This window comes from Promicromonospora noduliphila (genome assembly GCF_056951025.1).
Genome location: NZ_CM167806.1, coordinates 4,184,655 through 4,210,694 on the forward strand (window position 1 = coordinate 4,184,655; position 26,040 = coordinate 4,210,694).

The 26,040-nt window shown below is 73.1% G+C and carries 22 protein-coding genes; 16 read left to right on the forward strand and 6 right to left on the reverse strand.

Annotated elements, in window-relative coordinates; genetic code table 11:
- Positions 1–34: 34 nt before the first annotated feature.
- Positions 35–1,057 (forward strand): LacI family DNA-binding transcriptional regulator, encoded by a 1,023-nt coding sequence (locus AC0QU1_RS18340; RefSeq protein ID WP_483616268.1) that lies wholly within the window; start codon positions 35–37, stop codon positions 1,055–1,057.
- Between the two features lie 737 nt (positions 1,058–1,794).
- Here the strand turns inward: AC0QU1_RS18340 and AC0QU1_RS18345 are convergent.
- Positions 1,795–1,932 carry a hypothetical protein gene (locus AC0QU1_RS18345; RefSeq protein WP_483571364.1) on the reverse strand — a complete coding sequence of 46 codons (138 nt, stop codon included), beginning with the start codon at positions 1,930–1,932 and terminating at the stop codon, positions 1,795–1,797.
- Between the two features lie 551 nt (positions 1,933–2,483).
- On the opposite strand from AC0QU1_RS18345, the gene AC0QU1_RS18350 reads away from it, so the two are divergent.
- The 4 genes from AC0QU1_RS18350 (at position 2,484) to AC0QU1_RS18365 (ending at position 6,884) form a co-directional block, all read left to right on the forward strand.
- On the forward strand, positions 2,484–3,014 hold the full coding sequence (locus AC0QU1_RS18350; protein WP_483571366.1) for a ricin-type beta-trefoil lectin domain protein: 531 nt from the start codon (positions 2,484–2,486) through the stop codon (positions 3,012–3,014).
- A gap of 368 nt (positions 3,015–3,382) precedes the next feature.
- Entirely contained in the window at positions 3,383–4,027 is a 645-nt protein-coding gene (locus AC0QU1_RS18355) for a hypothetical protein (RefSeq protein WP_483571368.1), read from the forward strand.
- Between the two features lie 234 nt (positions 4,028–4,261).
- Positions 4,262–5,803 (forward strand): PepSY-associated TM helix domain-containing protein, encoded by a 1,542-nt coding sequence (locus AC0QU1_RS18360; RefSeq protein ID WP_483571370.1) that lies wholly within the window; start codon positions 4,262–4,264, stop codon positions 5,801–5,803.
- A 427-nt stretch (positions 5,804–6,230) separates the two neighbouring features.
- Positions 6,231–6,884, forward strand: coding sequence for a class I SAM-dependent methyltransferase (locus AC0QU1_RS18365; RefSeq protein WP_483571372.1), 654 nt, complete (start codon positions 6,231–6,233; stop codon positions 6,882–6,884).
- A 55-nt stretch (positions 6,885–6,939) separates the two neighbouring features.
- On the opposite strand, the gene AC0QU1_RS18370 is transcribed toward AC0QU1_RS18365, so the two are convergent.
- The 3 genes from AC0QU1_RS18370 to AC0QU1_RS18380 all read right to left on the reverse strand — a co-directional run bounded on the left by AC0QU1_RS18370 (position 6,940) and on the right by AC0QU1_RS18380 (position 10,631).
- Positions 6,940–7,701, reverse strand: a complete 762-nt coding sequence (locus AC0QU1_RS18370; protein WP_483571374.1) for a DUF427 domain-containing protein — start codon at positions 7,699–7,701, stop codon at positions 6,940–6,942.
- 16 nt (positions 7,702–7,717) lie between these two features.
- A complete protein-coding gene (locus AC0QU1_RS18375) occupies positions 7,718–8,953 on the reverse strand; it encodes an AI-2E family transporter (RefSeq protein WP_483571376.1) in 1,236 nt (411 codons plus the stop codon).
- 85 nt (positions 8,954–9,038) lie between these two features.
- Positions 9,039–10,631, reverse strand: a complete 1,593-nt coding sequence (locus AC0QU1_RS18380; RefSeq protein ID WP_483571378.1) for a peptide chain release factor 3 — start codon at positions 10,629–10,631, stop codon at positions 9,039–9,041.
- 138 nt (positions 10,632–10,769) lie between these two features.
- Between AC0QU1_RS18380 and AC0QU1_RS18385 the strand changes: the two genes are divergently transcribed.
- From AC0QU1_RS18385 to AC0QU1_RS18395, 3 genes are read left to right on the forward strand one after another with little or no spacing between them, the layout of a single operon-like run.
- Positions 10,770–11,876 (forward strand): DUF418 domain-containing protein, encoded by a 1,107-nt coding sequence (locus AC0QU1_RS18385; protein ID WP_483571380.1) that lies wholly within the window; start codon positions 10,770–10,772, stop codon positions 11,874–11,876.
- 5 nt (positions 11,877–11,881) lie between these two features.
- Entirely contained in the window at positions 11,882–13,042 is a 1,161-nt protein-coding gene (locus AC0QU1_RS18390; RefSeq protein ID WP_483571382.1) for a sensor histidine kinase, read from the forward strand.
- Complete coding sequence (locus AC0QU1_RS18395) at positions 13,039–13,743, forward strand: response regulator (RefSeq protein ID WP_483571384.1); 705 nt, start codon at positions 13,039–13,041, stop codon at positions 13,741–13,743. Before AC0QU1_RS18390 ends, AC0QU1_RS18395 begins: the two co-directional genes overlap by 4 nt.
- Here AC0QU1_RS18395 and AC0QU1_RS18400 read toward each other — a convergent pair.
- Complete coding sequence (locus AC0QU1_RS18400; RefSeq protein ID WP_483571386.1) at positions 13,740–17,228, reverse strand: family 43 glycosylhydrolase; 3,489 nt, start codon at positions 17,226–17,228, stop codon at positions 13,740–13,742. The two genes, AC0QU1_RS18395 and AC0QU1_RS18400, sit on opposite strands and share 4 nt — an antisense overlap.
- Positions 17,229–17,960: 732 nt before the next feature.
- Here AC0QU1_RS18400 and erm point away from each other — a divergent pair.
- The 3 genes from erm to AC0QU1_RS18415 all read left to right on the forward strand — a co-directional run bounded on the left by erm (position 17,961) and on the right by AC0QU1_RS18415 (position 20,127).
- Complete coding sequence (gene erm / locus AC0QU1_RS18405) at positions 17,961–18,740, forward strand: 23S ribosomal RNA methyltransferase Erm (protein ID WP_483576730.1); 780 nt, start codon at positions 17,961–17,963, stop codon at positions 18,738–18,740.
- A 65-nt stretch (positions 18,741–18,805) separates the two neighbouring features.
- Positions 18,806–19,423 (forward strand): hypothetical protein, encoded by a 618-nt coding sequence (locus AC0QU1_RS18410; RefSeq protein ID WP_483571388.1) that lies wholly within the window; start codon positions 18,806–18,808, stop codon positions 19,421–19,423.
- A gap of 182 nt (positions 19,424–19,605) precedes the next feature.
- Positions 19,606–20,127: a VanZ family protein gene (locus AC0QU1_RS18415; RefSeq protein WP_483571390.1), complete on the forward strand. Its 522-nt coding sequence runs from the start codon at positions 19,606–19,608 to the stop codon at positions 20,125–20,127.
- An 82-nt stretch (positions 20,128–20,209) separates the two neighbouring features.
- Here AC0QU1_RS18415 and AC0QU1_RS18420 read toward each other — a convergent pair whose 3' ends face one another.
- Positions 20,210–20,551 carry a nuclear transport factor 2 family protein gene (locus AC0QU1_RS18420; protein WP_483571392.1) on the reverse strand — a complete coding sequence of 114 codons (342 nt, stop codon included), beginning with the start codon at positions 20,549–20,551 and terminating at the stop codon, positions 20,210–20,212.
- A gap of 215 nt (positions 20,552–20,766) precedes the next feature.
- Here AC0QU1_RS18420 and AC0QU1_RS18425 point away from each other — a divergent pair, with 215 nt between their 5' ends.
- From AC0QU1_RS18425 to epsC, 5 genes are all read left to right on the forward strand, one after another.
- Positions 20,767–21,387, forward strand: coding sequence for a TetR/AcrR family transcriptional regulator (locus AC0QU1_RS18425; protein ID WP_483571394.1), 621 nt, complete (start codon positions 20,767–20,769; stop codon positions 21,385–21,387).
- Positions 21,384–22,301, forward strand: a complete 918-nt coding sequence (locus AC0QU1_RS18430) for an ABC transporter ATP-binding protein (RefSeq protein WP_483571396.1) — start codon at positions 21,384–21,386, stop codon at positions 22,299–22,301. The genes AC0QU1_RS18425 and AC0QU1_RS18430 overlap by 4 nt, the downstream gene beginning before the upstream one ends.
- Positions 22,298–23,986 carry an ABC transporter permease gene (locus AC0QU1_RS18435; protein WP_483571398.1) on the forward strand — a complete coding sequence of 563 codons (1,689 nt, stop codon included), beginning with the start codon at positions 22,298–22,300 and terminating at the stop codon, positions 23,984–23,986. The genes AC0QU1_RS18430 and AC0QU1_RS18435 overlap by 4 nt, the downstream gene beginning before the upstream one ends.
- Positions 23,987–24,463: 477 nt before the next feature.
- Positions 24,464–25,399: a cysteine synthase A gene (gene cysK / locus AC0QU1_RS18440; protein WP_483571400.1), complete on the forward strand. Its 936-nt coding sequence runs from the start codon at positions 24,464–24,466 to the stop codon at positions 25,397–25,399.
- Positions 25,399–25,995 carry a serine O-acetyltransferase EpsC gene (epsC, locus tag AC0QU1_RS18445; protein WP_483571402.1) on the forward strand — a complete coding sequence of 199 codons (597 nt, stop codon included), beginning with the start codon at positions 25,399–25,401 and terminating at the stop codon, positions 25,993–25,995. The genes cysK and epsC overlap by 1 nt, the downstream gene beginning before the upstream one ends.
- The last annotated feature ends 45 nt before the right edge of the window (positions 25,996–26,040 follow it).

A 26,040-nucleotide genomic window follows, 5' to 3' on the forward strand; every position in this document is an offset into this window, starting at 1 on the left:
TCCTTGGGTGAACCAGGACGAGAGGGGAGCGCGCGTGCCGATCACACTCCGCGACGTGGCAGAGAAGGCCCAGGTGTCGGTGCGGACGGTGTCGAACGTCGTCGCCGGCTACACGCACGTCAGCGAGCGGACCCGGCAGCGCGTGCAGGCGGCCATCGAGGAGCTCGACTACCGGCCCAACCCCGTGGCCCGCACCCTGCGCACGGGCCGCACCGGCGTGCTGGCGCTCGTGGTCCCGGAGATCGACGTGCCGTACTTTGCGGAGCTCGCCCGCGAGGTGATCGACGCCGCGGCGGCCCTCGGCTACCGCGTCATGGTCGACCAGACGGGCCACGACCACGAGCGCGAGCGCCGGCTCCTCACCGGCGCGGACCGCACCATGCTGTTCGACGGCGTGCTGTTCAGCCCCCTGGTCACGCGGGACGAGCTCGCGGAGATGGAGCCGAGCACGACCATGCCGCTGGTGCTGCTCGGCGAGCACGACTTCGACGGCCGCTACGACCACGTGGCCATCGACAACGTGCAGGCCGCCCACGACGCGACGACCCACCTGATCGCCAGCGGCCGCACCCGCATCGCGGCGATCGGCACGCAGCCCGACGAGGACTACACCACCCCGCGGCAGCGCACGCTCGGCTACGAGCGCGCCCTGCGCGAGGCGGGACTGTCCCCGGACCGGGAGCTACTGCGCCCGGCGGCGCACTACCGGCGCGCCGACGGGTACGACGCGGCGGCCGCGCTGCTCGCCCTCCCCGAGCCCCCGGACGCCATCTTCTGCTACTCCGACCTGCTCGCCATGGGCGCCATGCGCGCGGTGTTCGACGCCGGCCGCAGCGTGCCCGACGACGTCGCCGTGATCGGCATCGACGACATCGAGGAGGGCGAGTACACGCACCCCAGCCTGTCGACGGTGTCGCTGGACACCCCGTTCATCGCGCGCCAGGCGGTGGGCCGGATCGCCGAGCGGATCGCCGACCCCGACACCCCGGCGATCGAGGTCACGGCGCCGCACACCCTGATCGTCCGGGAGAGCACGGCCCCGCCGACCCCACACTGACGCGCGGCGCCCGGCGCCCCACGCGAGTCACGTTCTACCCAGTCATTACGCCCGAAACTCACGTGGGTTCCGGGCGTAATGACTGGGTAGAACGTGACTTCGCGCGCCGCCACTCTTGCAACGTGTGCACATCGTGCGCCACAGTTGCCTTTGCAACGTCTGCAAAGGTGCATCTCGGGCGTCACCGCACCGCTACCGAACATCACGCGCACGACAAGGAGGTCCTGCACCATGTCTCGACATCTCACGACCCCGCGGAGATCCGCCGCACTGACCGTCGCCCTCGCGGCAACGTTCGCCCTGGCCACAGCACCCGCCGGCACGAAGGCGGTGCTGGGAGCAGCGCCGGCCGCCGCGGGACCGACGACCACCACCGCGTCAGCGGCCGACGACGTCACCCCGGCCGCCCTGCCCGGCTCCGTGCTCTACAGCCCCGACCTGGCCCAGAACCCGAACGGGACGGCCGGCTATCCCCGCGCGATCCGCCTCGACCACGACCAGAGCGCGAACCAGACGATGCTCGCCACGTTCGCGCGGGGCGGCGTCGGCTCGGCCAACGTCATGCCCGTCTACCGCAGCACCAACGGCGGCACGTCGTGGTCTCAGGTCTCCACGATCAGCTCGAACACGCCGGGCTGGGACATCGAGGCGCCCACCCTCTACGAGGTACCGCGCACCATCACCGGCCTGGCCGCGGGCGACATCCTCGCCGCGGGCACCGCCTGGCAGGTGGGCGACTACAGCACGCAGAAGATCGAGGTCTTCCGCTCCACGGACCGCGGGTCCACCTGGCAGTACCTGTCCACCTGCACGCAGACCTCCGGCCAGCCCGACACCTGGGGGCACGGCATCTGGGAGCCGGTCTTCCTGGTCACGGAGGACAACCGCCTCGCGTGCTTCATCTCGGACGAGCGCCCCGCGAACAGCCCCACCAACAACCAGGTGATCGGCCACTACACGTCGTCCGACGGCGGCCGCACGTGGAGCTCCTCCATGACCGTCGACGTCTCCTTCCCGGCCGACAACCTGCGCCGTCCGGGCATGCAGACCTTCGCTTCGCTGCCCAACGGCGACCACCTCATGTCGTACGAGATGTGCCGCGACGCCACCGACCCCGACCACGCCTGCGAGGTCTACGTCAAGCGCAGCGCCAACGGCTCCGACTGGGGACCGGCCGGCGACGCGGGCACCCTGGTCCGCACGGCCGACGCACGCGAGCTGCTGCACACGCCGTACATCTCCTGGATCCCCGGCGGGGGTCCGAACGGGACGGTCCTGCTGTCCGGGCAGCGCGTCGTGGCGGGGCCGACGGGGAACAAGACGGTCCTGGCGGAGTCGGGCACGGTGCTGTTCGCCAACACCAACCTCGGCACCGGCGCGTGGACCGAGGCGGCGACCCCGGTCACCGTGAACCCGACCGGCGGGTATGCCACCGGCGTCCCCGTCGTGCCCCGGCTACTCGACCCCCGCGATCCCCCGCGAGGACGGGACCAGCTACCTCTACCTCGCCGCGACCTGGCTCGGCACCGGGAACCAGTGCGAGGTGCGGTTCGGGATCGGCACGCTGCCGGGACCCACCGGACAGGTCGTCGGCCCGGTGGGCAAGTGCCTCGACGTCGACACCAACACCGCGGCGAACGGGAACGCCGCCCAGCTCTGGACGTGCGGCATCGCGACCGGCCAGACCTGGTCCGTGAGCCCGGACGGCACGCTCCGCGCGTTCGGCAAGTGCCTCGACGTCGACGCGCAGGGCACGGCCAACCACACCAGGGTCCAGCTCTGGGAGTGCAACGGCTCCGGGGCGCAGCAGTGGGACGCCCGGGCCGACGGATCGCTGTTCAACCCGCAGTCCGGGCGCTGCCTGGACCTCCCGCAGGGCAACACCGCGGACGGCACCGACCTGCAGATCTACGACTGCAACGGGCTCTGGACGCAGGTCTGGAACGTCCCGCAGTAGGAGTAGGCAGCGGGCCCCAGTAGGTAGCGGGGCGGCAACAGCCAGGCGGACGGCGGTACGTCGCGCGAGCGGCCGGCCCGCGAGGACGCCGCCGTCGCCGTCGGCCGCGGGAGGAGCGATCGCCGCTCCTCCCGCGGCCGGCCACCGCTCCCACCTCTCGCGCCGAGGGCCCTGCTTCCCACGCCGCGGGCCGTACCTGCCACACCACCGCTCCCACCTCCCACCAGGACGGCGGTGCGGCTAGGCTGCGCGTCGACCCTTGCCGTGCCGTCGTGCGGCCAGCGCGCATGCCGCCGTACCGCAACGACGCCCGTCCGACCCGAGAGCATTCGCCCGACCCCGAGACCGCCCGACCTGAGAGCGACAGGATGCAGCCAGCCGAGGACCAGCCAGGCCGCACGCGCGCGCGTGCGGTGCGCGGCGGCCTCGCGGCGACGTCGGCCACGCTGGTCGCGCTGCTCTCCCACCTCGCGGGCGGCGGGGAGCTGCCCGGCGTGCTGGGGATCGCCGTCCCGCTGGCGCTGTCGCTGCCGGTCTGCATGGCGTGGTCCGCGCGGCACCTCTCGCTGCTCCGGCTGTCGGCCTCCGTGGTGGCGAGCCAGCTCTTCTTCCACGTGCTGTTCGTGCTGGGCACCCCCGTGGACGCCGGGGCGGCGCCGCCTGTCCACACGGGGCACGGCGGGATGGGCCTACCGACGACGACGGCGCAGGCTCCCGGGCAGATGACGGAGCCCTTGCACGCCGACACCACGATGTGGGCCTGGCACGCCGTCGCGGCGGTGGTCACGATAGTCGTCCTGCACCGCGGGGAGCTGATGCTGCTCCGCCTGCTGGCCCTGGCCGGCCGGACGGCGGCGTGGCTGCTGCGCGGACGGGACGTCGTCGAGGGCGTCGGCGCCCTCGTGCTTCCGGCGCGCCCGGACGTGGTCCCGGCGACCTTCCGTCCCCTCCACCCGGGCCCGCGGCTGTCCCCGCTGCGCCGCAGGGGGCCTCCCGGAGCGTTCGCGGTCTGAGTTCCGAGCCACGGGCGCGCTGCACGCGCCCGTGCGCTGCTGCCCGTCCTGAAGTGACGGGTATCCCGTGCGCGCCGACGTCGTGCTGCGTCACGTCGCAGGAGACGCCTGCCTCTCGTGGGCTTCCGCTCTCTTGTGGGCTTCCGCTCCCCCGTGGGCTTCCGCTCCCTCGTGACCTTCCGCGCGCACGACGACGCCTCCCCGTGAACCCCTCGCCTGAAAGCAGGCCCTCGCATGACCGAAACGCTTGTCGGCTCCCCCGTGCCCGCCGACGCACCGCCCTCCGACGCCCTACCCCCCGGCCCGCGGCGCCGCCCCTGGTTCGGCCCGCTGCTGCGGCGGCTGCACTTCTACGCCGGCCTCCTGGTCGGCCCGTTCATCCTGGTCGCCGCGACCAGCGGCGCCCTGTACGCACTGGCCCCCGCCCTGGAGCAGGTGATCTACGACCACGAGCTGCACGCGCCCGCCACCGACACGCGACTGAGCCTCGGCGAGCAGGTCGAGATCGCCCGGGCGTACGTCGACGGCGACGCGACGCTCTCGGCGGTGCGCCCCGCGCCGGAGCCGGGCGACACCACCCGGGTCCTGTTCAGCCAGGGCGGCCTGGGGCCCAGCGAGTCCCGCGCCGTGTTCATTGACCCCGGAACGGGTGAGGTCCGCGGCGACCTCATCACCTACGGCTCCAGCGGCTCGCTGCCGCTGCGGAGCTGGATCTCGAACCTGCACCGCAGCCTCCACCTGGGCGATCCCGGGCGGCTGTACAGCGAGCTCGCCGCCTCCTGGCTCGGCATCGTCGTGACGGCGGGGCTCATCCTGTGGATCGGCCGCCTGCGGACGGCCCGGCGCCGGGCGGGCGCCGTCCGGCCCAAGCGGCGACGGACCGGTTACCGGCGCCTGCTGTCCTGGCACACCGCCGTGGGCGCGACGGTGGTGCTGGTCGCGCTGTTCCTGTCCGTCACCGGGATCACCTGGTCCCAGTACGCGGGCGCCAACGTCAGCGACCTGCGCGCGACGCTCGGCTGGCTCACCCCGACCCTGGACACGAGGCTGGCCGACCGGCCTACGGACGGGGCATCGGGCGCAGGGACGCTCGGCGAAGGGACGTCCGGCGAAGGGACGTCCGGCGGAGAAACGCCCGGCGGAGCCGGCGAGCACGCTGAGCACGGCGATGCGGGCCAGGACCCCGCCGACCCCGGAGACCTCGCGGACCCGGCCACGTTCGACGCCGTCCTCGCGGCCGCCCAGGCGATCAACGTCAACACGGGCGAGGTCGAGATCACGCCGCCGACCGAGCCGGGCACGGCGTGGGTGGTGCAGGAGAACAAGAGCAGCTACCCGACCGAGGCCGACTCCGTCGCCGTGGACGGGACCACCATGCAGGTGGTCCACCGCACCGACTTCGCGGACTTCCCGCTGCCCGCCAAGCTCACGACATGGGGTATCGACCTGCACATGGGCCTCTTCCTCGGCCTGGCGAACCAGATCCTGCTGTTCGTGCTCGCGCTGGGCATCGGCTCGATGGTGGTGCTCGGGTACCTCATGTGGTGGAGACGGCGGCCCACCCGCGGGCCGCGCGGGCTCGGTGGCCCGCCTCCGAGCCGGGGAGCGCTGCGCGACGCCCCGTGGTGGGGTGTGGCCGCCGTCGTCGCGGGTGCCGCGGTCGTGGGGTGGTTCCTCCCCCTGGTGGGGTACACGCTGGCCGGCTTCGTCGTCCTGGACCTCCTGGTCGGTGCCTACCAGGCCCGACGCGCCCGCGACCTATCCGGGGCGAGCTGATCCGCTCGGCCGTGCTATTCGACGGGTTGATTCGCCGCATTGTGATGCCTGACGGTCTGACCATGCGGCCGCGATACCCGGCTGGCCGATCGGTGCGACCGCCGTCTCCGGCGGGCTGACCATGCGGTCACCGTGTCCGACATGCCGACCCGTTCGGTCGTGGTGCCCGACGGAGAGAACTTCCTCCCGAGGGAGTGTTACGGAGAGTGAACATTGTTCACTCTCCGTAACCCACCCTGGGGAGCAACTGTTTCCCGGACCACCCGGCATCATGACGAAGACCATGTCGGTCACGTCCCGACGTCGCCGACACGGGGTGGCCGACATCTGGCGGTCGGCACCGGGTCGCCCACGACGCCGGTGCCAGCGCCGTCACCACTACGGTGTTGTCATCGAGTTCACCCCAACCCGTGAGCGGGAGACCATGGTGCGCGCAGCGAGGCTGGACCGGCTGCGCCGGTACTGGGACCGGCAGTCGGCGTCGTACGACCAGAAGATGGACCGCGCCGAGCGGCTGTTCGGTGACACCCGCGCCTGGGTATGCCGGCAGGCCACGGGCCGGGTGCTGGAGGTGGCGGTCGGGACGGGCCTCAACCTCGGGCTGTACCCCGAGCACACCACGCTGACCGGCATGGACCTCAGCCCCGCCATGCTCGACCTGGCCCGCGAGCGCGCTGCCGAGCTGGGCCGCGAGGTCGACCTGCGAGTCGGCGACGCCCAGCGGCTCGAGTTCGACGACGCCTCGTTCGACACCGTGGTCTGCACCTTCGGGCTGTGCGCCGTGCCGGACGACCACGGTGCCGTCGACGAGATGGTGCGCGTGCTGCGGCCGGGCGGCCTGCTCGTGCTCGCCGACCACGTGGTCAGCACGTCGGTGGCGCTGCGGCTGCTCCAGGCCGTGGCCGAGCTCTACACCGTGCCGGTCGAGAACGAGCACTTCCGGCGTCGGCCGATCCTGCACGTCCAGGCCGCCGGACTCACCGTCGAGCGGCACGACCGGTTCACGCAGGGCATCGTCGAGCGCCTCACGGCCCGCAAGCCCACGACCGACCGAGCGCCACGCAAACCCACGACCGGCTGAGCGACGGTACAGCCCGGCCGCCCAGGCCGCCCGAGCCGCCTCTGAGCCGCGCTGCCTACGACTGGCCGATCCGCTCCCCGTCCACGTAGACCTCCAGGTCAGGGGTCTTCTCGGCCCAGAAGACGATCATCCCGGCGACCCGCAGCGCCTCGCGCAGCGGTGTCTCGAAGCCCCAGGCGATGTCGGTCAGCTCCAGGTCGCCGACGGTGAGCGACCAGTACGACGCCTCCCCCTTGTACGGGCACCCGCTCACGGTGTCGGTACGGGTCAGCAGGTCCATCCGCACGTCGACGCGGGGCAGGTAGTACCGCGGCACGAGCCCGGTCTCGGTGAGGACTATCGGCCTGCGCGACTCCGCGACGACCTCGCCGCCGGCCACCACGCGGACGTGCCTGCTGGACGGCATCGTGTCGATCCGCACGTACGGGCTGCGCGCGTGGGCGTGGAGCACCTCGTCCTCGGCGAGCCAGGTGTCGCAGGCCGACCAGGTCAGGGAGTACGCGTCGCGCATGCCCTCGACCGGGGCCTTCGGGTAGCGCCGGGCCGCCTCCGGCAGCACCCGCTCGCCCACCACGACGTCGAACAGCTCGCTGGGCCCGAGCACCTCGGACCGCGGGCCCTCCCCGGCCGGGCGCAGCTCGGCCGTCACGTCGCCGAGGACGAAGAAGTACCGGGGGTAGTAGGAGTGCTCCCAGACCAGCAGCGGCGTCGCGGCGTCGGCGACGACGGCGCCCGCGCTGAAGGCGCGCACCCTGGTCGCGCCGACCTGGACGGTGCCCGGCGGGATCACGAACGGGTCCTGGACGATCTCGGGCATCTTCGTCACCTCTCGGTCAGGGCTTGGCCGCGGCGCCCGGGTCGCGCAGCATGTGCGACTCCACGAGCTCGTGCCGCTGGAAGTACGTGGTCGCGGTCGCCTGGATCGTAGCCGCCACCGGCAGCGCGAGGAACGCGCCGAGCACCCCGAAGACGGCGCCGAACGCCAGCACCACCAGCAGGCTCACCGCTGCGTTCATCTCCAGCGCCCGCGCCGACACCTTCGGTGCCAGGTACAGGTTCTCGAACTGCTGGTACGCGATCACGAAGGCGAGCACGGCCAGGGCCTGCGGCAGCCCCTGCGCGGTCAGCGCCACCATCACGGGCAGCGCGCCGCCGAGGTAGGCGCCGATGGTCGGCACGAACTGGGACACCACCCCGACGAAGACGGCGAGCGGCACGGAGTACGGCGTCTGCAGGATGAGCAGGAACACGAGCGTGACCACCGTCGAGACCGCCGCAAGGACCACGCGGGAGCCGATGTAGTCGGACACCTTGGCCTGCGTGACCTCCCACAGGTGCAGCACCTCCTGCTGGCGCGCCGGCGTCAGCCAGGCGCAGACGGCGGCGCGGAACCGCGGCCCGGCCGCGAGCAGGTAGTAGGCGACCAGCAGGACCGTGAGCGTCGCGAGGAGCCCGCCCACCACGGTGGTGCCAACCAGGAGGGCCCCGGAGGCGACGTCGTCGCCGAACTCGCCCATCGCCTGGCGCAGCAGGTTCTCGGTGTCGGGCACGACGATGTCGAACCGCTCGGCGACGAAGTCCTGCAGCCCCGCGTAGAGCCGGGGGACGGACCGCGCGAGCTCGACGAGCTGCTGCACGAACAGGTTGCCGAACAGTGCGAGGAGCACGACGACCACGACGAGCGCCCCGATCAGCGTGGCCGCGGCGGCCAGGCCGCGCCGCCACCCGTGGCGCACCAGCCAGACCGTCGCGGGCTCCAGCGCCAGCGCGATGAAGAACGCGATGAGCACGTTGACGAAGAGCCCCTCCAGCGCCCCCATTGCGTTCCACGCGAAGATGCCGAGGAACACCGCCACGACGGCCATGGCCAGCGCCCGCGGCAGCCAGCGCGGCGGGCGCGGCGAGTCCGGGGCGCCGCGCGGGGGCTCGGGGGGCTGCTCGGCGCCGGGCGCAGTACCAGCACCCAGCTCGGTATCCAGGCCGGGCTGGAGCTCGCGGCCGGGACCGGCGGAGCCGGCCGGCGCTTCCGGACCGGGCGCACCGGCCTCGGACGAGCTGGGCGACGTCATGCCCAGACGCTAGTGCCCCGCTCCCCCACCGGCCAGCGCACCAAGCCCCGCGCCCTCCGCGAAGGCCCTCCTCGGAGACCCGCCGTCAGACCCCGCTCGCGACCAGCGGAACGAGGGGCACGTCGGGATGGGCGCGCTCGAACGCGCGGGCGTGCCACACGTCGCGCAGCAGGACGAGCGGCGTGCCGTCCCCGCGCCGCACCACCTCCACGCCCGGGTAGGCGGCGATCGTCTCGACGTCGCCCGGCGCCGCCTCGCGGGCGAGCCCCAGGCCGAGCGTCTCCAGGCGGATCGGCGCGGAGAACTCGTGCTCCATCCGGAAGGTGGCCACCTCGAACTGGAGCGGGCCGACGGCGGCGAGGATCGGGTTGCCATCGCCGCGCGCCTCGGACACCAGGACCTGGACCACACCCTCCTGCTCGAGCTGGGTGATGCCCTTGCGGAACTGCTTGGACCGCCCCGGGTCGGCGACGCGCGCGGCGGCGAAGTGCTCGGGCGCGAACACCGGCATCGGCGGGAAGCGCACGCGCGGGCCCGCGGAGTCGAACACCGTGTCGCCGACGGCGAGCGTGCTCGCGTTGACCAGGCCCACGACGTCGCCGGGGTAGGCATCCTCGACCGTGGCCCGCTCGCGGCCGAAGACCGACAGGGCGTACTTGGTGGCGAACGGCCGGCCGGTCCGCTCGTGCGTGACGACCATGCCGCGCTCGAAGCGGCCGGAGCACACGCGGACGAAGGCGACGTGGTCGCGGTGGTTCGGGTCCATGCCCGCCTGCATCTTGAACACGAACCCGCTGAACGCCTGGTCCACCTCGCGGGCCGCGCCGTCGACGTCGGGCCGCGCACCCGGCGCCGGGGCCAGCTCGACGACGGCGTCCAGGAGCTGCCGGACGCCGATGTTGGCCAGCGCCGCACCGAACAGCATCGGCGTCGTGGTGCCGGCGAGGAACGAGGCGCGGTCCAGCTCGTCGAGGAGCTGCACGCTCTCGACCGCCTCGGTGTGGTCGTCGCCGAGGGCGTCCGCCGCGGCCTGCGGGGAAAGCACTGTCTCCTCGGCGATCGACGCGCCGCCCGGAGCACGGCGGTAGGTGCGGACCTCGCCACTGGCCCGGTCGAGCAGCCCGATGAACCGCCCGGCCTCGCCGACCGGCCAGGTGAGCGGCGTCGGGCGCAGGCTGATGCGCTCCTCCAGCTCGTCGCACAGCTCCAGGGCCTCGCGCCCGGGCCGGTCCCACTTGTTGACGAACGTGATGACCGGCACGCCGCGCCGGCGGCACACCTCGAACAGCTTGAGCGTCTGCGGCTCCAGGCCCTTCGCGGAGTCGAGCAGCATGACGGCGGCGTCGACGGCGGTGAGCACCCGGTAGGTGTCCTCGGAGAAGTCGGCGTGCCCCGGGGTGTCCAGCAGGTTGATCACGACGTCGCCGTAGGCGAACTGCAGCGCGGCGGAGGTGATCGAGATGCCGCGCTTCTGCTCCATCTCCAGCCAGTCCGACACGACGCCGGCGCGGTTGCCCTTGCCGTGCACCGCCCCGGCCTCCTCGATCGCATGGGCGTGCAGCGCCAGCGCCTCGGTGAGCGTCGACTTGCCGGCGTCGGGGTGCGAGATGACGGCGATGCTGCGCCGGCGCGCCGCCTCGACCGCTACCGGGCGGGCGTCGGAAGCGATGATCGTCACCGAGACTCACCGATCTGTACGCGCTGCAACAACCCCACACCCATCTCTCGTTTGCCAGCCGCTAACTCTACCCTCCGGCACGGGAAAGGTACTTTTGGCCGGTACCGCGGTCCGCGGCTCGACGCCGAGCATGAAGGCATGCCCACAACCTCGGCCGAACCGGTCCCTGCCCGGCCCCGTCTTGTCGCGCTCGACGTCGTCCGCGGCGTCGCGCTGTGCGGGATCCTGATCGCCAACGTCATCCCGATCAGCGCGTCGGTCGCGTCCGACGCGCCCGTGACCACCGCCCTCACCACCTCCGGCAACGGCGCGGTCGACTGGCTGCACCTGCTCGTCGACCAGCGTTTCTTCCCGATCTTCTCGCTGCTCTTCGGCATCGGGTTCACACTCCTCGTCGACTCGGCCACGACCCGCGTCGTGCGACCGCGGCTGATCCTGCTGCGCCGGCTGCTGGTGCTGCTCGCGATCGGCCTGGCGCACATGCTCCTGCTCTGGCCCGGCGACATCCTCACGGTCTACGCCGCGGTGGGGTTGCTCGTGCTGCTGCCGTCCACCTGGCTGCCGCGGTGGGCCGTCGCCGGGCTTGCCGCCGTCTGCCTGGCGGGGGCGATCCTGCTGGGTGCCGGCCACTACGCCATGGTGCCGGGGCTCTTCCTGCTCGGCTCGGCCCTGACCCGGTACGGCGTGACGCGCCGCATCGAGGACTCGGCCCGCGTCCCGGCCCTGCTGGCGCTCGCGCTCGCCGCGGCCGCCGCCCCCGCCGCGTGGGCGCAGGCCTCGTTCGAACGCACCGGAGACATCGACGCGCCGGCCTACCGCATGGTGTTCGCGGTGGCCGGCCTGCTGATCGCCGGGGTCTACATCTGCCTGCTGCTGGTGCTGCTGCGCACTCCCATCCGCCCCGCGCTGCGGGCCGTGTTCGCGCCCCTGGGGAAGATGGCGCTGACCAACTACCTGACCGCCACCGTCCTGGTGCTCGGCGTCGCGCACGTCGTCGGCCACCCGGAACGCTGGTCGTCGAAGACCGTGCTGGTGATCGCGGGCACCGTGCTCGCCGCCCAGTGGCTGTTCTCCACCCTCTGGCTCCGCCGCTTCCAGTACGGGCCCCTCGAGTGGGTATGGCGCTGGGCCACCTGGCTGCGCCGCCCACCGCTGCGGGTGACGGCCCGGGCGGCCGGCACGGCCTCAGACGCCACGACCGACCGGACGACCGAGCGACGCCCGCCGTCGACCCTCGTAACCTGAGCAGCGTGCACACGACCGGGCGCGGAGCAGCACTGACCAGGATCTTCGGAGACATCGTCCTCGGCCTCCTCCTCACCGTCGTGCTCCTGGTCACCGCCGCGGCTCTGGCGGCGAGCTGGGGCGGGTTCTCCTGGGTGTTCGGCCTCGGCGCGGGAGCCGCGGTCTGCACGCTCGCGCTCCTGCGTCGCCGGCGCCGGTTCGGCATGGCGCTCACGGGTCTCGGCGTGGCGGCGGCGACCGTCGTCGTCGCGCGGCTCGCCGGGTTCCCCGAGGAGCCCGCCCCCGCGATGGCGCTGGCGCTCGCCGTGCTGATCGCCTCCGCGGTCCGGGCGCTCCCTACCCGGCAGGCGGCCGTAGTGGTCGGAGGGGGCCTCGTCGTGGTCGTCGGTTCTTGGCTCGCCGCCGTGCCGTTCGTGCCCGAAGCGACGGTCGTCCCGATGGTGAACGCCGCGACCTGGCTCGCCGCGGTCGCGGCGGGCCTCGGGGGACGGCTCGTCGTCGCCCGCCGGGAGGCGGCGGTCGAGCGGGTGCGCAAGGACGAGCGGCTGGCGGTGGCGCGCGAGCTGCACGACGTCGTCGCGCACCACATCACCGGCATCGTCGTCCAGGCGCAGGCCGCGCAGATCCTGGCCGGCGAGGGAGCGGACGACCCCGGGCGGCTCGCGGGCTCCCTCGCGGGCATCGAGGCCGCCGGGTCGGACGCCCTCACCTCGCTGCGCCGCGTCGTCGGCCTGCTGCGAGACGCCGAGGACGCGTCTCCCGTCGCGCCCGGTCCCGAGGCGCTCGGCACGCTGGTCGGCCGGTTCGAGAACCGCGGTGGACCGGCGGTCCGGCTACGGCTGTCCGACGACGAAGCCGCGTGGCCGCCCGAGGTCACCACCACCGTCTACCGCGTGGTCCAGGAGGCGCTCACGAACGTCACGCGGCACGCGCCGCACGCCCGTCTCGTGACCGTCGACGTGAGCAGGACGCGGGAGACCGTCGTCGTCGAGGTGTCCGACGACGCGCCGCCCTCACCCGGGCTCCGTCCCGGCGGCGGTTACGGCCTGATCGGGATGCGGGAGCGCGTCGAGGCGCTCGGCGGCACCTTGCATGCGGGACCACGCCCCGGAGCGGGCTGGGCCGTGCTGGCCGCCCTGCCCCTCACCGCCGAGGAGCCCCGATGACGATCAGCGTGCTCCTGGCCGACGACCAGCCGATGGTCCGTGGCGGCCTGCGGCTGATCCTGGAGGACCAGCCCGATATCGAGGTCGTGGCCGAGGCGTCGGACGGCGCCGAGACGGTCGCCCTGGCCCGCCGCCTCCGGCCCGACGTGTGCCTGGTCGACATCCGGATGCCGCGCCTGGACGGCATCGAGGTCACCCGGACGCTCGCCGGGCCCGACGTCGCCGATCCGCTCCGCGTCATCGTCGTGACGACGTTCGACGTCGACGAGTACGTGTATGGGGCGCTGCGCGGCGGCGCCGTCGGCTTCATCCTCAAGGACGCCGGGCCCGCGCTGCTCGTCGAGGCGGTCCGGGCGGCGCACGCGGGCGACGCCCTGGTCTCGCCGTCGGTCACCGTGCGGCTGCTGCGGCAGCTGACGACGTCCCCGGCGGGCGCGCCTGGTCTGCCGGGCCGCTTCGGCGCGGAGAGCCGGCCGAAGCGGCCGGGCGGCGGATCCGCCGCCCGGCCGCTCTCGGAGCGAGAGACCGAGGTGGTCCGCGCCATCGCGCGCGGGCGGACCAACCTGGAGATCGGCGCGGAGATGTTCATCTCGCTGAGCACCGTCAAGGGTCACGTCGCCGCGATCCAGGCCAAGCTCGGTCTCCGCAACCGCGTGGAGATCGCGGCCTGGGCCTGGGAGACCGGACTGGTCGGCCGCTAGCTTCTGGGCGCCACCCGCGCGGTGGCCGCAGAGACCGCCACGCCCGGGAACGCGCCCGGCCGCGACGCGGTCACCCGGACCGACAGGCGGTGCCCGACGTCGGCGCCCGTGAGCCGGAACGTCTGCCGGGTGGCACCGGCGACGGGCTCGCCGTCCCGCAGCCACTGGTAGGCGAACGTCAGGCCGTCCCGGTCCCACCTGCCGGGGGTCGCGGCGAGCGTCGAGCCGACGACGGCCCGGCCCGCCACCTTCGGCGACCGCAGCGCGGTCGGCTGGACGCCCTCGTAGGGCAGCGGGTCGACGCTCGTGAGCGTCGGCGTCACCCGCTGCATCAGGCCGTCGGGCCCGAAGGTCAGCCGGTCGATGGTGGTCTCGCGGTGGGTCCCGTCACCGCCGGGGATCCCGAACCGGTGGTAGGCGATGTACCACTCGTCGGTGCCCGGCACCTGGACGATCGAGCTGTGCCCGGTGCCGAGGATGCCCTGGCTGGTGTCCTTCTCCAGGATGACGCCGCGGTAGGTCCACGGTCCGTAGACGCTGGTGGCCGTCGCGTAGCCGACGCGGTAGTTGGGCGAGCCGGTGTCGTCGATCGAGTACGTCAGGTGGTAGAGCCCGTCGCGGTAGTTGACGAAGCTGCCCTCGCGGAAGTCGGTCAGGCCGCCGATCCGCTGGAGCGTGTCCTGCTTGATCGACAGCATGTCGTCGCTCAGCTCGGCGTACACCGGCCCGTTCGACGGCCCGCCGTTGCCCCAGAACAGGTAGTCCTTGCCGGTCTCGGGGTCCTGGAACGCCGCGGGATCGATCGCCTGGCCCGACGCGATCGGCTCGTTGTTCAGGATCATCGCTTCTCGCTGCGCGGTGAACGGCCCCTCGGGGCTGTCGGCCACGGCGACGCCGAGGGTCTTGCGGTTGTACGTCGGGTTGTGGCCGGAGAAGTAGAAGTAGTACTTGCCGCCCCGTTCGATGATGGTCGGGGCCCAGGCGTTGCCCGTGGCCCACGGCACGTCGCCGTTGGCGCCGTCGAGCGTGAGGATCGGCTCGGCCGAGCGCTCCCAGCTCGCCAGGTCCGTGGACTTCCAGACGTAGAAGTCCTTGCCGCCCCAGCCGGCAACGCCGTCCGTGGTCGCGTACAGGTAGTAGGCGTCACCGAACCGCGCGATGTTCGGGTCGGCGTACAGGCCGGGCAGCACGGGCGAGCGCATCTCGACGGCGCGCACCGTCCAGTCCCTGCTGCTGCCGTCCTGGGCGGTGACCGTGAACGTCCGCGGGGCCGACAGGTCGACCGGGCCGGTGACCTGGGGCGAGACCGTCGACGTCGACACGGTCTCGAAGGCCGGCTCCAGCGCGGTCAGGTCGGTGCCTGGCGTCACGGGCAGCGTCACGGTCGACGTCGCGGCGTCGATGACGGCCGGGACCTTGAGGGCGTCCAGCCCCACACCGGTGATGGCGGTCGGGTCGGCCCCGAGCTCACGCACCTCGGCGGCGGACAGGGCGCGGTTGTAGATCCGGAAGTCGCGCACCTTGCCCTTGAGGTACTTGTCCGCGGTGTAGGTGGAGCGGCCCAGGTAGTTGGCAGTGGTCCGGCCGTCGCCAATGTCGCCGGGCTCGATGGTGACGCCGGTCTTCTCGCCGACCTTGACGCCGTCGAGGTAGAGCGTGGCCGTGCCGTCCTGGAGGGTGTAGGTCAGCGTCTTCCAGACGCCGCGCGACAGCGCCGCACCCGACGTCACCGTCTGCTCGGTGGACCAGTTCCCCGTGGCGATCGAGGAGCGGTAGTTGTTCCCGGTGGTGAACAGGTAGCCGTTGCCGACGCCGCCGCCGTCGGTGTTGCCCAGGCCCCAGATGAAGTACGGCGTGGCCTGGGCCGGATCGATCCACACCTTCGTCGAGACGGTGATGGCGTCGAGCCCGGCCATCATGTTGTCCGGCAGCCGCACGTGGCCGTTGGTCCCGCCCAGGCTCAGCGCGCCGTCGGCCCACGTGACATCGCCGCTGACGACGCCGTCGTAACCGTGGCCGGTGCCGTCGGCGGCGACCGACCCCGCCGTCTCGTCGAGCGCGTAGTGCGCGACCAGGCCGTTCTCGTCGGCCACGACCGGCGTCGGCTCCTCCGGGATCACCACGCCCTCGCGCAGCGCCGCGAGCTCGGCGCCGGTCACCGGGATGACGGTGCCGTGCCGCGGGCTGGCGGGCAGGTCGTAGTCGGGCGCCACCTGCCAGTCCGGGTGCTCCAGGTCGTCGGTGCCGAGCGGGATGTAGCCGCGGCCGCCGTACTCGTCCACGAACAGGTAGTACGGCGAGCCGGACGTGTCGCCCGGGTTGGCCTTGAAGACGGTCGGGCCTTCGACGGCCGAGGTACCGGCGTCGCGGCCGATGCAAGCGTCCATGAACTGCCACGAGGGGTTGCCCGGCAGGTCGACGGCGGTGAGCGTCGGAGACTTCTCCTGGATGATGTCGGAGCAGCCGGTGCCCCCGCCGCCCTCGTCCTTGGTGAAGCGGTAGTAGGTGCCGTTCTCCCGGATCACCGTGGAGTCGATCCGCGACTCGCCGCGGTCCTGCCAGATCTTCGCCTCGCTGAACGTCACGAAGTCGCGCGTGGTGGCGTAGAGCATCCGGTTGTAGGCGCCGCCGGTGTGGTTCGGGTCGTCCTCCGCGTACAGCTTCGAGGCCCAGAACACGACGTACTGGCCGAGCGACTCGTCCCAGTAGGCCTCGGGTGCCCAGGTGTTGCCGGCGGTGTCGGGCGAGACCTTGACGTGCCGCTGCTCGGACCAGTTGATCAGGTCCGTCGACTCCCAGACCTCCAGGTACTTGCTGCCCTGACGCTGCGCCTGGTCCCAGTTGCCGTTGCGGCCGATGGACAGGTCCGTGGCGATGAGGAAGAACCGGTCGCCCTCGGGCGAGCGGATGAGGAACGGGTCGCGCAGGCCGAGGGTGCCCTGCGTCGACTCCAGCGTCGGCCGGCCCTCGTTCAGCTCGTCCCAGGTCAGCGCGTCGTTGCCGCGGCTCGCCGCGAAGTAGATCTTCTCGCCCGCGATCGAGTTGCCCGTGAAGTAGCTGAACGCGTACCCCTCGTAGGCCGCGGCCTCGGGCAGCTCGCGCACGGTCAGGGGGATCTCGCGGGCGGCGGTCGCGCCGCCGACGTCGGCGGTCCCGGTCAGGGTGACCTGGGTGTCCCCCGCGCCGTGCGCCGGGCGGTGGACGACGCCGTCGGTGGCGACGACCTCCGGGTCGGACGACGTCCAGGTGACCGTCGCCCCGTGCAGGCCGGACGACGGCAGCGTGAGGTGGCCCCGGACGTCGTCGGCGTGCACGATGCTCAGCGCGGCCGCCGCGGCGTCGGCCTGCGCCTGGTCCTCGGCGGCGGCGGTCTCGGCGGTGGTGGCCTCGGCGGTGGTGGCCTCGGCGGTGGTGGCCTCGGCGGTGGTGGCCTCGGCGGTGGTGGCCTCGGCGGTGGTGGCCTCGGTGGTGGTGGTGGCGGACATCGTGGTCTCCGGGGCGGCCGCGAGCGCAGAGCCCGCTGTGGCGCTTGCTGGCAGGAAGGGAATCAGGCTTCCGAGCAGGGCCGCGGCGGCGCTCGCGGCGACCGCGCGGAGGGGCAGGCGGGAAGGACGAGTGCTTCTTTGCACGGTGACCTCGCGAGAATGTGAGCGTTAACAGTCGCGCAAATATGACCGTCGGCAGAACGCCGTGTCAAGCCTTCGCGGACGAACACCTGGGTGCCCGCTCGTCCGACGAGCATCCGTGCCCCGTGGAAAAAGCCCCGTGGAAAAAGCGACGAGCGCCCGCGCCCGCGGAAAAAGCGTGGCCTGGGGCCACGGGGCACTCGTAGGGTCACCGGTGATGAGCGCCATGACCATGAATGCGATGATCAGAGAGCGTTCCGCCCGCTAGCGGCGCGGAACGCACACTCACACCCAGCGCGTGCCCCGCGCCGCCGGCTCCCACCGGGCGGCGCGTTTGTGCTGCCCGGAATCGAGTACCGACGACATCCGGAGCACACCATGTCACGCAACCGTTCTTCTCGTGCCTCTTCCCGGCCGTTCTCCCGCACCTCGGGTGATTCCCGCAGAACCCCGCCTGGGTCCCGCAGCACTCCGCCCCGTTCGGGAACGGATCGGCCCGATTCCGGCACGGCCCGGTCCCAGGCCAACACAGATCAGCCCGATGCTGGCGCGGTCCCACCCGCCGAGCAGTACCCCGGCGGCGCCCACGAGCTGGGCCAGAACCTCCTGGTCGACCGGCACGTGATCGACCGGGTCGTCGTCCTCGTCGGGGACGCCGACCGGCTCGTCGTCGAGTGGGCCGCCGGGCGCGGCGCCGTGACCCTGCCCCTGGCGCGCACGGGCCGGCAGATCGAGGCGGTCGAGATCGATCCGCGGTCGGTCGGCCGGCTGGGCCGGGTGGTGCCCGGCAACGTCACCGTGACGCGGGACGACATCCTGCGCCACGCGCCGCCGTCCGGCACCTACGACCTGGTGTGCAACGTGCCGTTCCACCTGACCACCCCCGTGCTGCGGCGCCTGTTCACCCTGGACGGCTGGCAGCGGGCGGTGCTGATCACGCAGTGGGAGGTGGCGCGCAAGCGGGCCGCCGTCGGCGGCACCACGCTCCTGACCGCCCAGTGGTGGCCGTGGTTCACCTTCCGCCTGGACCGCCGGGTCCCCGCTGCCGCGTTCCGGCCGCGGCCCAGCGTCGACGCCGGGCTGCTCGTGATCGACCGCCGTCCGGCGCCGCTGGTGCCCGCGGCCGAGACGGACCGCTACCAGCGATTCGCCGCCGCCGTGTTCAACGGGCCCGGCCGGGGCGTGCGCGAGATCCTCGCCCGGCAGGGGATCGCCCGCGGCGACGTCCGGCGGTGGGCGCGCGAGAACGCCGTCGGGCCGAGTGCGCTGCCGCGCGACCTGGACGCGCGGGCGTGGGTGAGCGCGTACGCGATGAGCGGCCGGCGACCGGCCGCGCGACCCGTCGATCGCGCGCGACCCGCCGATCGGTGAGAGCCATCACCTGATGCGCAGGGGATCGCCATCGGTCCGGCATGTCGATGGGGTCGAATAGGCCCATGACGTCGGACACTCCCCTCGCCCCGAGCACCCCTCGCCGCCCGCGCCCCCGTTGGATCATCGCCACCGCGTCGGTGGTCGGTGGACTGGTCGCCCTTGGCGCGGTCGGCGAGGTGGTGCTGCGCGGGCTCATCGACGACCGGATCGCGGCCGCCGCCGCGGAACTGCCCTCGGGCGTCACGGTGACGCGGGCGGACACGCCGGCGCTCTGGCAGGTCGCGACGGGTCAGGCCGCGGTGCGGGTGGAGGTCTCGCCCGAGGCGCTGACCGACCAGGCGCGGTCCGTCACCGAGCTGCGGGGACTCCGGGTCGTGTCCGACTCGGGCGGCCTGGTCGCGCGGGTGCCGCTCTCCATCGCCGGGAGCCGACAGACCGTCGAGGTGCTCCTCTCGGTGGCCGCGGAGGGCGGCCGGGCCGTGCTCCGCGCGGACTCCGTCCGGTTCGCGGGGCTCACCCTGCCGGTCGCCACGGTGGCCCAGCAGCTGGGCAACGCCCAGCTCGACCGCCTGGCCGAGGGCGTGGCGTTCCCGGAGGACGAGGGCCAGGTAGCGATCTCGTCGGCACGCGCCACCGACGGCGGACTGGAGCTGGGCGCCGAGGTAGCGATGTGGGGCTGAGCGACGGGACTTGACCCCGTGGCCCCGAGCGGGTCCGCTTTGATCATGCGATTGGGCATGCTCTGGCGCTGCGAACCATGCGCAATCGCATGGTCAAAGCGGACCGACTCGCACTCCCACCAGACCGAGGCCGGCGAGCTCACCTAGGCCGCCGGCTGCACGGGCCATACGATCACGTCACCATGATCTCCACGTTCCTGGTCGCCTATCACGACCTCGTCCCCGTCGCCTTCCTCCTGATCGCGCTCGCCTGTGTCGGCGTCGGCTACCTGGCCCTGCGGCACCCGCGGTCCGGCCGGTGGATCCTGTGGACGCTCCTGGCGCTCTCCGCGCTCCCGGTCATCGCGCTGACCTTGGTCCCGGCTGCGGCTCCTGGGCCGGACGGCGCCGTCTGCACGGTTCAGTTCTCCGTCCCGACGCTCGGCGGCGTCGAGACCCTGGCCAACATCGCGCTGTTCTTCCCGCTGGCTCTCTTCGCAGCGCTGACCACCCGGCGTCCGCTGCTGGTGCTCGCGGCGGGATCGTTGGCGTCGGCGGCGATCGAGGCGCTGCAGGCCGTGGCGCCCGTCATCGGACGCGCCTGCGACACCAACGACTGGCTGATGAACACGATCGGCACGGCGGTCGGCGTCCTGCTCGCGTGGGTGACCCTGATGCTCGCGAACCGCGCGGATGCCAGGAAGGCCGTCGGGGTGCGCGAGTAGCGACCTCAGCCCAGCATGCCGCCGCGTGCGCCCCCACCGCGCCCGACGGGCGCGCCGGCCCCAGCGCGTCGCTCTCGGCGCGTCAGCTGATCACCAGGCTGGCGACCTTCCCGTCGCGCAGCTCGAACTTGAGCGGCCCGGTCCCGTTGAACCGGTTGCTGGTGACCTTGAGGGTGAGGGTGTACTCGGAGGGCTCGCTCCCCGGCTCCAGCGAAATGAAGTCGAAGCGGGCCTGCATCCCGATGTTGTCGGTCTCGTTCCAGCTCCGGATGCCGTCCGGGCCGTGGAACTCGCGGCCCCAGTCGTTCAGGTACGCGTCGTCGGTGAACACGGCGACGAAGCGCTCGGTATCGCCCGCGTTGGTCGCGTCGATGAACTCCTGGATCGGGGCGGGAACTGCGGCGGACGGGTCGGTGACAGCCATGCGAAGCCTCCAAGGGCGCTCGGTCTTCTCGGCTTCGAGAATAGGCACGGCTTCCCGCGCCAACCAGGACGCGACAGTCCTACCTTCGCCGGGCTGCGCCCCGCTCAGGGGACCTCGCGGACGCGGGACTGGTTCGGCGCGCGCCCACCGCTCCGACACATCGAGCACGCCTATACGCCTGTACAGCAGGCTGTACATCCGTATAGGCTGCCCGCATGCCCCCTTCCGATGACCTCACCGCCCGCGCCCGGATCCGCGACGCCGCGCTCGCCGAGTTCGGGGCGCAGGGCATCGCGGGCGCCACGATCCGCGGGATCGCCAAGCGCGCGGGCGTCTCGCCCGCGCTGGTCCAGCACCACTTCGGCACGAAGGACGGGCTCAGGGCCGTGTGCGACGACCACGTGCTGGAGTACTACCGCGCCACGACCAAGGCAGCCTTCGACGGCGGCGAGATCGCCGAGGCCTCCTTCATGGCCTCGGTCTACGACTCGTCGCCGCCAGTGCTCGGCTACCTCGCGCGGGCCCTCATCGACGGCACGCCCGCTGCCGAGACCGTCTTCGACGAGATGGTGGGCCTCACCGAGCGCTACTTCGCGGGCCGCCCCGGGCTGGCCGACCCGCGGACTCGCGCCATCGTCTACACCAGCATGCGGCTGGGCGGGCTCGTGCTGCACCACCACGTGGCCCGGCTGCTGGACGTCGAGTCGATCACCGACGCCGGCCCCCGGCTCGGCCGGGCGACCCTCGACGTCGTCTCCCCCGACATTCTCCCCGACGGCGCCGCCGACCAGATCCGCCGGGCACTGGACACCTACGAACAGGAAGCGAACCGATGACCGCAACCACCGGCACCGCCGTCGTCGACATCCACGGGCTGGTCAAGACCTTCGGCTCGACCAAGGCCCTGGACGGCCTGGACCTTCGGGTGAGCCAGGGCGAGGTGCACGGCTTCCTCGGGCCGAACGGCGCGGGCAAGACCACCACGATCCGGGTCCTGCTCGGGCTGCTCCGGCCGACGTCGGGCGAGGTGCGGCTGTTCGGCCGCGACCCCTGGTCCGACGCCACGGAGCTGCACCGGCGGCTCGCCTACGTTCCCGGCGACGTCACGCTCTGGCCCGGCCTCACCGGGGGCGAGGTGATCGACCTGCTCGGCCGCACGCGCGGCGGACAGGACTCCGCCCGCCGCGACGAGCTGATCGAGCGGTTCGAGCTGGACCCCGGCAAGCGCTGCCGCACCTACTCCAAGGGCAACCGGCAGAAGGTGGCCCTCATCGCCGCGCTGGCCTCCGACGTCGAGCTGCTGATCCTCGACGAGCCCACCTCCGGCCTGGACCCGCTCATGGAGGCGGTGTTCGCCGCCGAGATCGCGCGCGAGCACGACCGCGGGCGCACCGTGCTCCTGTCGAGCCACATCCTGTCGGAGGTGGAGGCCCTCTGTGACCGCGTCAGCATCGTCCGCGCGGGGCGGACCGTGGAGTCCGCGCCCCTCTCGGAGCTGCGCGCCGTGCGGCGCACCGTGGTGACGGCAGAGCTGGCCGCGCCCGCGCCCGCGCTCGGCACCCTCCCGGGCGTCCACGACCTGGAGGTGGACGGCCTGACCATCACGTGCCGCGTCGACGCCGAGCACCTCGACGCGCTGCTGCGCACGCTCGTCGAGTCCGGGGTACGCAGCCTGACCAGCAGGCCGCCGTCGCTGGAGGAGCTCTTCCTCGCGCACTACCGCCAGGAGACCGCGGAGGCCGCCCGGTGACCGGCCACCCCGCGGACGGCGCCGCGCGCCGCGGCGCCGGATCGCGCACCGCCGTCGGACCGCATGCTGCCGCACGGCATGGCGCCGGACCGCACGCTGCCGGACCGCATGCGGCCGGGTCGCTGGCCGGCATCGGCGAGCTCGTCCGGCTGGTCGTGCGCCGCGACCGGTTCCTCCTGGCCACCTGGCTCGTGGTCATGGCCCTGCTCGCCCTCGGCCTGGCCTCCGGCGGCATCGCCGCCTACCCGACGCACGCCGAGCGGGTCGCCCTGGTCGGAGAGGTAGCGGCCAACCCGGCGCTCCTGGCCCTGCGCGGGCCCGTCTTCGCGCCGACCCTCGGCGCGCTCGCGGCCCAGGGACTCGTCTCCAGCGGGGTGCTGTTCAACGGCCTGGTGAGCCTCCTGCTGGTCGTCCGGCACACCCGGGCGGACGAGCAGGCCGGACGCCGGGAGCTGCTCGGGTCGGCGGTCGTGGGCCGCCAGGCCCCGCTCGCCGCGGCGCTCGCCGTCGTGAGCACCGCAAACCTCGCGGTCGCCGTGCTCGTCGCGCTCGGCCTGCTGGCCACCGGCCTGCCCGTCGGTGGTTCGGTGGCGCTCGGGCTCGCGCTCGCGGCCGGCGGCATCGTGTTCGCCGCCGTCGGCGCGGTCGCCGCGCAGGTGACCGAGGGCGCCGGCGGGGCGAGGGCGCTGGCGCTCGTGACGTTGGCGGTGCTGTACGTCGTCGCGGCGGCGGGCGACCTGTCCGGGTCCGGGCTGGTGTGGTGGTCGCCGTTCGGCTGGGTCCGGCACCTGCGGTCCTTCGCCGGTGAGCAGTGGTGGGTGTTCGCGCTGTTCGCCGGGCTCACCGCCGTCCTGACGTGGGCGGCGTTCGCGCTGTCCGCGCGGCGCGACCTCGGTGCGGGCCTGGTGCCCGCCCGGCCGGGTCCGACGGCCGCCGGGCCCGCGCTGCGCAGCCCGTTCGCCCTGGCCTGGCGCCTGCACCGCGGGGCGCTGCTCGCCTGGACGGCGGGCGCCACCCTGCTCGGGCTGGCGCTCGGCGCGGCGATGGCCTCCATCGGCGGCCTCCTGGACACCCCGGCCTACCGGGAGCTCGTCACCACGCGGGGCGACGGCGACGTGGCCGACGCGTTCTTCCACCTCGTGCTCTACGTGCTGGCGCAGGTCGTCGCCGCCTCCGTCGTGGCATCGGCCTTGCAAGTGCGCGGCCAGGAGACGGCGGGGCTCGCCGACCTGCTGCTGAGCGGGCCCGTGGACCGGGTCCGCTGGGCGGCCGACCACCTGGTGCTGACGGCGTCCGGTGCGGCGCTCGTGCTCGCCGGCCTCGGGCTGGGTGCCGGGCTGGGCTACGGCCGACCGCTCGAGGTGTTCTGGACCACAATGGCCTACCTGCCCGCGTGCCTGGTCTTCGCCGGGATCGCCATGGCGTTCACCGGCTGGGGCCCGCGTATCGCGGCTCCCGCCACCTGGTCGGTGCTGGGCCTGGCGGTCGCGCTCGACCTTCTCGCGGAGTTCCGGCTGGTGGACGTCATGGTGCTGCAGCGGGTCTCCCCGTTCGCCGCGATCTCGGTCCCGTTGACCATCGGATCCGGCCTCGCCGCCGCCCTGACGACGGTGACCACGATCGCCGTCGCCCTGACCTGGTTCGGACTGTTCGGGCTCCGCGTGCGCGACCTGGACGCGTCCTGAGCGCCGCTCGGGCCGCGTGCCGCCACCCGGGCCCGGCGCGGCCCGGGTGGCGTCATCCATCAACATGATCGATACCTGAGACAGATCTTGTCTCACAGTCCCCGCCCGCGTAATCTGCACGAGGCGAGCCGCCCGCCCGCCATAGAACACGCAGCCGCGCGGCCGTCCGGCCGCCACACGCAGGGAGGACGTCTTGAGCACCGTGCGCTCCGCACTCCCCACCTCCGCCCGCCCGGCCACGACGCGCCGAATGTGCGGAACCGGCTGCTGCCAGCGAGGCTGTCTGTAGAGCGTCCGCTCGCGCCCGACCACACCGGACCCACCGGCCGTGGCCCCGGGCCAGCGCGACGCTCCGGCCCCGACACCTGCCCCAGACGCTCGACGCCGGTCCCCCAGGCGCGCATCCGCACGACCCGGGCGCCGACGTCGGACACGCACGACCTCACGCCAGACCCGCCACACAACGAAGGAAGAACAATGGCCCGCATCTACGACGACGCGACCAAGCTGATCGGTCGTACGCCGCTCGTCCGGCTCAACCACCTGACCGAAGGCCTCGAGGCGACGGTGCTCGGCAAGCTCGAGTTCTACAACCCGGCCAACTCCGTGAAGGACCGCATCGGCGTGTCCATCATCGACGCCGCGGAGGCGTCCGGTGAGCTCAAGGAGGGCGGCACGATCGTCGAGGGCACGTCCGGCAACACGGGCATCGCCCTCGCCTGGGTCGGCGCGGCCCGTGGCTACAAGGTGGTCCTGGCGATGCCGGAGACCATGTCCAAGGAGCGCCGCGCCCTGCTGCGTGCGTACGGCGCGGAGCTCGTGCTCACGCCGGGCGCCGAGGGCATGAAGGGCGCGGTGGCCGCCGCCGAGAAGATCGCCGCCGAGCGCCCGGGCGCGATCCTGGCCCGCCAGTTCGCCAACGAGGCCAACCCGAAGATCCACCGCGAGACCACCGCGGAGGAGATCTGGGCCGACACCGACGGCGCCGTCGACATCCTGGTGTCCGGCATCGGCACGGGCGGCACCATCACCGGCGTGGGCCAGGTGCTCAAGCAGCGCAAGCCCGAGGTGAAGATCGTCGCGGTGGAGCCCGAGGAGTCGCCGATCCTCAACGGCGGCGCCCCCGGCCCGCACAAGATCCAGGGCATCGGCGCCAACTTCGTGCCGGAGATCCTCGACACCAGCGTGTACGACGAGGTCATCGACATCAACCTCGCCACCGCCATCGACGCGGCCCGCCGTTCGGCGAAGGAGGAGGGCCTGCTGGTCGGCACCTCGTCCGGCGCCGCGCTCGCCGCGGCCCTCCAGGTCGCCAAGCGCCCCGAGAACGCGGGCAAGACGATCGTCGTGATCATCCCGGACTTCGGCGAGCGCTACCTGTCCACGCCGCTGTTCGAGGGCCTGGTCGACTGATGGCGGAGGCGCGCGGGCTGTTCCAGGTCCTCGCGGAGGACCTCGACGCCGCGCGCGCCCACGACCCGGCCGCGCGGTCCCGCCTCGAGGTGGCGCTCGCCTACCCGGGCGTGCACGCCATCTGGGCGCACCGCGCGGCGCACCGCATGTGGCGGGTGCCGTTCCTTCGCCTGCCCGCGCGGCTGCTCTCGCAGTTCGCGCGGGCGGCGACCGGGATCGAGATCCACCCGGGCGCCCGGCTGGGGCGGCGGATGTTCATCGACCACGGCATGGGCGTCGTCATCGGCGAGACCGCCGTGGTGGGCGACGACGTCATGCTCTACCACGCCGTCACGCTCGGCGGCCGGTCGCTGAACCGCGGCAAGCGGCACCCGACGCTCGGCGACCGGGTCACCGTGGGGGCGGGCGCCAAGGTGCTCGGCCCCGTCTGGATCGGCGACGACGCGCAGATCGGCGCCAACGCCGTCGTCGTCAAGGACGTGCCCGCCGGGGCCGTCGCGGTGGGTGTCCCCGCGCGGGTGCGGGTACCGGACGCGCCGGTGGCGGAGCGGTCCCGCAACGAGGACCCGTCGGAGCTCATCGAGTACTCGATCTGAGGTTGTCAGGTGCGAGTCGGTGGCCTGTTCGGGCTGCCGAACCGC

Bases quoted from the DNA above. Each gene is read 5' to 3' on its own strand.
- AC0QU1_RS18350 (WP_483571366.1), top strand. From the start codon at position 2,484: ATGCCACCGGCGTCCCCGTCGTGCCCCGGCTACTCGACCCCCGCGATC.
- AC0QU1_RS18355 (WP_483571368.1), top strand. From the start codon at position 3,383: ATGCAGCCAGCCGAGGACCAGCCAGGCCGCACGCGCGCGCGTGCGGTG.
- AC0QU1_RS18360 (WP_483571370.1), top strand. From the start codon at position 4,262: ATGACCGAAACGCTTGTCGGCTCCCCCGTGCCCGCCGACGCACCGCCC.
- AC0QU1_RS18370 (WP_483571374.1), bottom strand. From the start codon at position 7,701: ATGCCCGAGATCGTCCAGGACCCGTTCGTGATCCCGCCGGGCACCGTC.
- AC0QU1_RS18375 (WP_483571376.1), bottom strand. From the start codon at position 8,953: ATGACGTCGCCCAGCTCGTCCGAGGCCGGTGCGCCCGGTCCGGAAGCG.
- AC0QU1_RS18385 (WP_483571380.1), top strand. From the start codon at position 10,770: ATGCCCACAACCTCGGCCGAACCGGTCCCTGCCCGGCCCCGTCTTGTC.
- AC0QU1_RS18395 (WP_483571384.1), top strand. From the start codon at position 13,039: ATGACGATCAGCGTGCTCCTGGCCGACGACCAGCCGATGGTCCGTGGC.
- AC0QU1_RS18400 (WP_483571386.1), bottom strand. From the start codon at position 17,228: ATGTCCGCCACCACCACCACCGAGGCCACCACCGCCGAGGCCACCACC.
- AC0QU1_RS18410 (WP_483571388.1), top strand. From the start codon at position 18,806: ATGACGTCGGACACTCCCCTCGCCCCGAGCACCCCTCGCCGCCCGCGC.
- AC0QU1_RS18415 (WP_483571390.1), top strand. From the start codon at position 19,606: ATGATCTCCACGTTCCTGGTCGCCTATCACGACCTCGTCCCCGTCGCC.
- AC0QU1_RS18420 (WP_483571392.1), bottom strand. From the start codon at position 20,551: ATGGCTGTCACCGACCCGTCCGCCGCAGTTCCCGCCCCGATCCAGGAG.
- AC0QU1_RS18425 (WP_483571394.1), top strand. From the start codon at position 20,767: ATGCCCCCTTCCGATGACCTCACCGCCCGCGCCCGGATCCGCGACGCC.
- AC0QU1_RS18430 (WP_483571396.1), top strand. From the start codon at position 21,384: ATGACCGCAACCACCGGCACCGCCGTCGTCGACATCCACGGGCTGGTC.
- cysK (WP_483571400.1), top strand. From the start codon at position 24,464: ATGGCCCGCATCTACGACGACGCGACCAAGCTGATCGGTCGTACGCCG.
- epsC (WP_483571402.1), top strand. From the start codon at position 25,399: ATGGCGGAGGCGCGCGGGCTGTTCCAGGTCCTCGCGGAGGACCTCGAC.